General features: G+C 59.9%; 8 protein-coding genes, 1 tRNA gene and 1 pseudogene. 1 reads left to right on the top strand and 9 read right to left on the bottom strand.

The annotated features are described in order from the left end of the window. Positions 1–58: 58 nt before the first annotated feature. A complete protein-coding gene (locus tag B2994_RS03260; protein WP_291526954.1) occupies positions 59–583 on the bottom strand; it encodes a flavodoxin domain-containing protein in 525 nt (174 codons plus the stop codon). 314 nt (positions 584–897) lie between these two features. Further along, positions 898–1,038, bottom strand: coding sequence for a hypothetical protein (locus tag B2994_RS03255; RefSeq protein ID WP_291526953.1), 141 nt, complete (start codon positions 1,036–1,038; stop codon positions 898–900). A gap of 46 nt (positions 1,039–1,084) precedes the next feature. Here B2994_RS03255 and B2994_RS03250 point away from each other — a divergent pair, with 46 nt between their 5' ends. Beyond that, on the top strand, positions 1,085–2,023 hold the full coding sequence (locus B2994_RS03250) for a hypothetical protein (RefSeq protein WP_291526952.1): 939 nt from the start codon (positions 1,085–1,087) through the stop codon (positions 2,021–2,023). A gap of 45 nt (positions 2,024–2,068) precedes the next feature. On the opposite strand, the gene B2994_RS03245 is transcribed toward B2994_RS03250, so the two are convergent. From B2994_RS03245 to B2994_RS03215, 7 genes and pseudogenes are all read right to left on the bottom strand, one after another. Further along, positions 2,069–3,094, bottom strand: a complete 1,026-nt coding sequence (locus B2994_RS03245) for a hypothetical protein (RefSeq protein WP_291526951.1) — start codon at positions 3,092–3,094, stop codon at positions 2,069–2,071. Positions 3,095–3,112: 18 nt separating this feature from the next. Continuing rightward, complete coding sequence (locus tag B2994_RS03240; protein WP_291526950.1) at positions 3,113–3,844, bottom strand: histidine phosphatase family protein; 732 nt, start codon at positions 3,842–3,844, stop codon at positions 3,113–3,115. Between the two features lie 15 nt (positions 3,845–3,859). Continuing rightward, positions 3,860–4,237 (bottom strand): ribosome silencing factor, encoded by a 378-nt coding sequence (gene rsfS, locus B2994_RS03235; RefSeq protein ID WP_291526949.1) that lies wholly within the window; start codon positions 4,235–4,237, stop codon positions 3,860–3,862. A gap of 3 nt (positions 4,238–4,240) precedes the next feature. Next, on the bottom strand, positions 4,241–5,647 hold the full coding sequence (gene glmU, locus B2994_RS03230; protein ID WP_291526948.1) for a bifunctional UDP-N-acetylglucosamine diphosphorylase/glucosamine-1-phosphate N-acetyltransferase GlmU: 1,407 nt from the start codon (positions 5,645–5,647) through the stop codon (positions 4,241–4,243). A gap of 238 nt (positions 5,648–5,885) precedes the next feature. After that, positions 5,886–5,959, bottom strand: a tRNA-Gln gene (locus B2994_RS03225). Positions 5,960–6,088: 129 nt separating this feature from the next. Further along, complete coding sequence (locus B2994_RS03220; RefSeq protein WP_291526947.1) at positions 6,089–6,424, bottom strand: peptidase; 336 nt, start codon at positions 6,422–6,424, stop codon at positions 6,089–6,091. Then, positions 6,425–6,721, bottom strand: a pseudogene (locus B2994_RS03215) (ferrous iron transport protein B); the annotation flags it as partial. It abuts the gene before it with no gap.

Genomic DNA, 6,721 nt, shown 5'->3' with positions numbered 1-6,721 from the left:
CAGGATGTCGCGGGTTCGAATCCCGCCGGCCCGACCGTGAAAGCCGATACATTGGAATTTATTGAATCGCCTCTGCAATTTGTTTGAGTGAATCAAAATCAACGAAATCTATTTTTTTATTATAGGTTTTTATCAGCTCTTTATCTTCTTGCGTAAGGCTTTCATCAGGCTTGTTTTTAAGCGAATTAAAAACCATTTTCATCATGATTTTGTGCATGAAATTCAACTGACTGTAATCTATGCCACCCCTGAGGTGAAAAAAGGATGCCGTATCCAATAAACGCTCTGGCACTTGTTGGCGTATGGAATTTCTGATATTGGTCAGATTTTCCTTATTACGTCCATCCGACAATCCCACCGTCACGATGATAAGCTTTGTGTTGGCCGACATTCTTTTGGTCGTATCCTTTAGCCCCTTAACGCCACTTGCATATAAAGCGCCAAAATAGATTATCCGATCGTAATCAGTCAAGGCTTTTACATTCTTGTAGTCGATAATCGGGAAACGCGTCATTTCCGCAAAGCGTTCTGCATATTGCCTTGTCGTGCCATACTGACTGCCATATATAATCACAGTGTTCATATGCTATCCCCCATAGCTTCCAATTATCGGTATATCAACAATCAGTTTATTCGCTCCCATGCTCGCCATTCACATGGAACAGTCACTTGAATGTCGTACCTAGCGAGTACGAATCAATGCGTTGGAGGCATGTGCCTGCAATTGCCATGTTATGCTTTTCATAACGGGGATTTCAATCCAATGGGGGATTTCTGAACCGTTTTGTATCACAAATTGCATCGCGCAACGGAGAGGAGTGCAATTATGTTGGGGAAAAGAACAGTCGCGTTTGCGATTGCGGGAATCATGACATTGACGCTCGCCGCATGCGGCAATCAGACAGCCACAAGCATTGACGACAGCGACTTGACGACGACCGTACAGGACGAGCCCTTGACAACCGAGCCATTGCCGACGGCACCAGCGCCAAGCAATCCCGCACCGGCCAAGGCGAAATTCCAGATCACGCCGACCACGGCCCAGAGTCTGCAAACCGAACCATATCAGACAGCCGATTTCAGCATGACCATTCCCAAGGGCTGGCGTGTGACGACCGGCGGAACGAACATCTTCCACAGCATCCGGGTCAGCGATCCGAACGAGCCGCTGAACCAAATGTTCATCCTGCTCAAAGCGGATCTTCTGCTGCACAGCCAGGCCGGCAAGGCGGCATGGCAACAGAACTACCAGATGGGCAACAGCCAGGCGGCGATTTTCTCCCAAGCCCCCGTGCTGGAGAATCCGTCCACCGAGTCGCTGTTCCGAGTATTTCCGCAATACGCTTCGTTCGTCTCGACGGTCGAATCATCGTATTCCGGATATGTCTTCCCCCAGTTCGCCGATTTCTCGGTTGTCGAGCGGTTTCCCTCCAACAGCAGCCTCGCAGCGTCTGCCATCGGCGACGAACTGCTGCGGGCGACCTTCACCGACAACGGCAAAGCGGGCGAGGGAATGTTCACGGCCTCAGTGGTCGATTTCGGCAGTATTCCAGTCGCCACCGGCAATGTATCGAACTACCAGCTGCAGACAGTCGACGGCGGCTGGTATTCGGCCTATAACATCATGGCGATCACCGCGGCTAAGGACACCTTCATCGACTGGGAGGGGCTGCTGACCAATTGCATGAAAACGCTGCAATATTCCAGCAGCTTTGTCAACGCCGCCAATCAGGCCAGCGACGCAGCCGCCGCCCAGGCCACGCAGATCAGCCAGAATTTCAACGAGGCCATGGACGGCATGATGTCCTCATGGCAGCAGCGCGACAAAAGCCAGGACATCATGAGCCAGAAGCAGAGTGACGCCACCCTCGGCTACGAACGGGTATATGACACCGACTCCGGCAAGATCTACAAGGCGACCAACGGTTTCACCGACGTCTACACCGGCAATCGCTTCAAACCGGTGACGGACGACAATATGTATGCCGAACCGGTCAGCGGCTACATCGAGAAGATGGACTAAACCGCGTGACGGCAGACGGCGGCAGACGGCGGCGAATCCGGGATGCTAGTTGCCGGAGCCGCCGCCGCTCTGGGCGCCGCCGGCATTCCCGCTCCCATGGGCGTCTGAGCTCGTGCCACCGGACTGGGACGAGCCGCCGTTGCCACTGTTGCCGCTGCCGCTATTGCCGTCATGGGTGCTGCCACCGCTTGCGCTCGTCGACGGCGAGGCGCTTGGCGTCGGCGAGGCGGAAGCCGTGGGTGAATTGGTGGCCGCGGTCGGCGCGCTCGTCGATGCGGAAGGCGCGACGGAAGTCGAATGCGATGGCGTGGACCTATGCGTCGCCGACTCGGTTGGCTCGGAGGTCTTCTGACCCTTGCTCCTGGACGTGTCGTCACCAATGGTCTGCGTGGGGCTGGGTGTCGGCGACACCCAGTCGCGCACAACCGAATCAGTGCCATGGCCTTCGGTGACCAGCAGAATCACGGCCGCGGTGGCCGCCACAGCCAGCAAGGCACTGGCAATGGTGACGACGATGGCCGTGCGTTTGCGACGATCACGCTCGCGCTGCCGAACACTCAAACCGCTGCCATGGCGAAGCGACTGGGACGAACCGTCATCTGAGGGGAACGAAGGAGGCATCGTCTGGGATGCGGACGAACCGGGCTCCAATACAACGGATTCCCCGTCGGCCCCCGATTCCGTCGCCTTATAGACCAGCTTTCGAGGCTGACGCTTGTCAGCCGGCTCCGCAGACTCGCCGCCATCCTCCAAATCGTCGGCAACCCGATCAATCCGTTCCGCGGCATCGTCGGCCGGCCGATCCCCATCCTCATCCGAACCGGTGCCGACAGTCTGCTGGATCTTCTTGGTGGAATCGCGAATGACGTTCTGATAGACCTGCGAGGATATGGCCGTCACAATCGAGCTGACGGCGACGCCGATCACGGAACCCGCGATGCCGATCTTCGCGGACAGCAAAAACGAAGTGACCGCAGCCAAGGCACCGGCGAAAATCGGCACCCAAGAAATGTTGCGGAAAAACCCTTTCAACGAACTTTCTGCCTCCTCATAGTCGTGGCACTTCGCCACTCACCTCCGTATGGCGCGTCAGCGGCCGGGAATCTCCGGATGTTCCCAGGCGATGGTCGACGCGACCGAGGGTCCGACGTTGTAATCAACCAGACGCCAGCGAATCATCCCATCGGACTTGGTGAACGGCACCAGTCGCGCCCAATGGGCGTTGCGCATGGAAATGATGCTCGAATAGTCGGCATCGATCCGGCTCAATCCCAGGAACGTTTGCAAAGTCTGCGAAATCCACGCGCCATGGGAGAACACGAACAGATTGGTGTCGTCGCCATAGCGATATGCCCAATCGTTGATCGCCTCCACGCCGCGTGCGCCCACCGCGCGTTTCTCCTCGGCGCCATATTTCAGCTCGCCGCCTTCAAAGTCAGCCCAGGAACGATAATCATCCGGATACCGGCGTTCCAGTTCCTCAACCGAGACGCCCTCCCACTGGCCGAAACTGCGCTCCCTGACCCGCGGCTCCAAATGCACGTCCAGCCCGAGAGGATCGGCAAAAGCGTGCGCCGTGGCCGCGGCGCGACCAAGGTCGGAGGCCACAACCACCTGATTCGGCACATCGGGACAACGCCTGACAAACAAGTCAGCGAGCGCGTCACCCGTCTGGCGCACCTGCCACTCGCCCACTTCGTCAAGCGGAATGTCGATCTGGCCTTGCAGACGATGGGCGGCGTTATAGGACGTCCGCCCATGACGGACGAGGACGATGGAATGCACGTGGCGTGCAGGGCCGTGATGAGATGGAATTGGCATACGGGCTCCCGTTCCTTACTTCTCCGAATATTCGGGCAATTGGAGGTCGATGGACGGGCAGTCTTTCCACAGACGGTCCAACCCGTAAAATTCGCGGGCCTCCTCGTGCATGACATGCACCACGAAATCGCCGTAGTCGAGCAATACCCACTGGGCTTCGGTAAGACCCTCACGGGTGCGCGGATCCAGCGAGAGCTCCTTGTGCAGGCGTTCCTCGATCTCCTCGGCGACGGCCAGGACCTGGCGTTCGTTCGATCCGGTGGCGATCATGAAAATATCCGTGATGCCCAAGGCCTGCGACACGTCGTAGGCGACGATCTCACTGGCCTTCTTCGCATCGGCGGCGCGGGCGGCGCAGCGCACGGCGTCGATGGATTCCTTGTGTGCCGTCATATCTCAGCGCTCCCAGGCGGGCTTCCAGCCCTCGACGTTGTGCTGCGTGTTCTCCGAGTAGATCATGGCGTCGTCGGGCACGTCGTGACGGATCACGCTGCCGGCGCCCGAGGTCACGCCGTCGCCGACGGTAACGGGGGCCACGAGCATGTTGCCGGCGCCGATATGGACGTTGGCGCCGATCTCGGTGTGGTTCTTGTGCACGCCGTCGTAATTGGCGGTGATGGTTCCGCCGCCGACGTTGGTGTGTGGGCCCACATGGGCGTCGCCGACGTAGCTGAGGTGGGGAACCTTGGTACCCTCGTCGATATGCGCCTTCTTCATCTCCACAAAGGCCCCGGCCTTGGTGTCCGGACCGAACTCATTGCCGGGACGCAGGTAGGTCCACGGCCCGATGTTGGCACGGGCGCCGATATGCGTGCCCTGAACCCGCGAGCGCTCCACCACCGCTCCCTCGTCGACGGTGACGTCGATCAGCGTGGAATAGGGTCCCACCACCGCTTCGGAGGCGACGACGGTGTGTCCCTGCAGGAATGATCCGGGCAATACGGTGACGTCGCTTGCCAATTCCACGTCGTCTTCGATCCATGTGGTGTCCGGATCGAGAATGGTCACGCCACGACGCATCCATTCCTCGCAGACACGACGATTATGGGCCTTGGCAAGGGCGGCGAGCTGCACGCGATCGTTCACGCCCTCGACGCTCAGGGAATCCGGGGCGGCATACGCACCCACCTTGAGATTCAGCCGTCGGGCCGTCTCAAGCGCATCGGTCAGGTAGAACTCCCCCTGCGCATTGTCGGCGTTCAAGCCGGCGATGGCCTGCTTGAGCACGGAGGATTCGAATACGTATACGGACGTGTTGACCTCATGGACGGCGAGTTCGGACCCGTTGGCGTCCCTCTGCTCGACAATGCGCAATACGCCGCCGTCCTGATCGCGGATAATGCGACCGTAGCCGGTGGGATCGTCGAGGCGGGTGGTCAGCACGGTTGCGCCATTGTGGTTGGACTCATGGAATTCGATCAGTGACCTGAGCGTGGAGGCGTCCAGCAGCGGCATGTCGGAAGCTGCGATCAGCACCGGACCGTTGAGTCGGGAGGCGTCGCCGGTTCCGGCATCGTCGCCGTCAAGCGCGGCCATTGCGCACTGCACGGCACGTCCGGTTCCGGGAATCTCATCCTGATTGACCACGATCACGCGATCGTTATACGACTCCGCCGCTTCAGCCACACGCTGGCCCTGATACCGCACCACCACGGCCAGATTCTCGGGATTGAGCGCGGCAACGGAATCCATCACACGGTTCAGGAACGTCTTGCCGGCGAATGTGTGCAGCACCTTCGGCCTGGACGAGCGCATGCGCGTGCCCTCGCCCGCAGCCAGAATGATCGCAGCTGAAAGCTCCATGAAACAACAGTCCTTTCTTCCCGGCGCTATGGCCGGGGTTCATCAATGCGCGAATACAACGAAGCCGTCCACCCTATCATAGGGCGGACGGCTCCCAGAGGAATTCACCATCGCCGATGCAGGTCAGCCGATGCGACTCCGCCGGGAGTGCGAGGACTCCTACCGGCCTGCCCACACATGCAAAAAGGGCGCGGGCGCCTCATCCGGTCCTGCCCGGGGGCGACCGCGACCACCAGACTGGTTCCCCCACCTGGACTCGAACCAAGACAAAGGGTTCCAAAGACCCGTGTGCTGCCATTACACCATGGGGGAATGGCGAAAAACGGCTATTTTCGCCGAAGACCTATTATGCCATACCGCACCGAGGCCTGACACCGCGTGTCGCGGGACGGGTCGCCCGGAGATCGATGGGGTCGTAGCCACTCTTCGCGGCAACCGACGTTAGTTGTCGGCGCGGAGACGGAACGGGCATCCGACGCAAATCAGCGACGCGGGATCGGGCTGGCATGTCCGCTCCCCGCACATCGAGCGGGGCGTAAGATCCGTCACCTGCAGCAATCCGCGTTGCCGAGCCCTCGAAACGGCCATGTCGATGAAATCGACCGGCAGATGACGACGCTCGGCAATCGCCCGCACCGACAGTCCGGCATCCAAATCGCCAACCACGTCCACGACGATGTCCCCGGAGGAAGCGACGCCGCGCCTCGACGGGCGCCGCGCCCCACGCCAACTCCCGGTGCGCCGCCACCCCAACGCGCCCGAACCATGCCACGCCATTCACAGCACCAATCGCAACAGCTGGAAGGCGACGACGGCCAGCACGTACGCCACTGCCAGGCTGAGCGCCACCGACTGGCCCGCAACCTTGGTGCCGTACTGCCGTCTCAACTCAGCGACCGTCGCCAGACACGGCGTGTAGGCGAGCGTGAAGAGCAGGAACGCGATGGACGCCGCCTGGCCATGACCATCCGACGCCTCGTCGAACGAGGCGCGAAGCTTCTGTCCAAAGGTCCCCTCGTTCACGTCCTCGCCGGAATCATCCGGCTCGTCGACATGATAGGACTGCGACATCGA

Source organism: Bifidobacterium sp. UBA744 (assembly GCA_002298605.1).
Taxonomy (GTDB): Bacteria; Actinomycetota; Actinomycetes; order Actinomycetales; family Bifidobacteriaceae; genus Bifidobacterium.
This window is presented reverse-complemented; position numbering and strand designations above follow the sequence as displayed.

Excerpts from the sequence above, each read along its gene's own strand:
- B2994_RS03220 (WP_291526947.1), bottom strand. The coding sequence starts at position 6,424 with ATGGCGTGGCATGGTTCGGGCGCGTTGGGGTGGCGGCGCACCGGGAGT.
- rsfS (WP_291526949.1), bottom strand. The coding sequence starts at position 4,237 with ATGACGGCACACAAGGAATCCATCGACGCCGTGCGCTGCGCCGCCCGC.
- B2994_RS03240 (WP_291526950.1), bottom strand. The coding sequence starts at position 3,844 with ATGCCAATTCCATCTCATCACGGCCCTGCACGCCACGTGCATTCCATC.
- B2994_RS03250 (WP_291526952.1), top strand. The coding sequence starts at position 1,085 with ATGACCATTCCCAAGGGCTGGCGTGTGACGACCGGCGGAACGAACATC.
- B2994_RS03260 (WP_291526954.1), bottom strand. The coding sequence starts at position 583 with ATGAACACTGTGATTATATATGGCAGTCAGTATGGCACGACAAGGCAA.
- glmU (WP_291526948.1), bottom strand. The coding sequence starts at position 5,647 with ATGGAGCTTTCAGCTGCGATCATTCTGGCTGCGGGCGAGGGCACGCGC.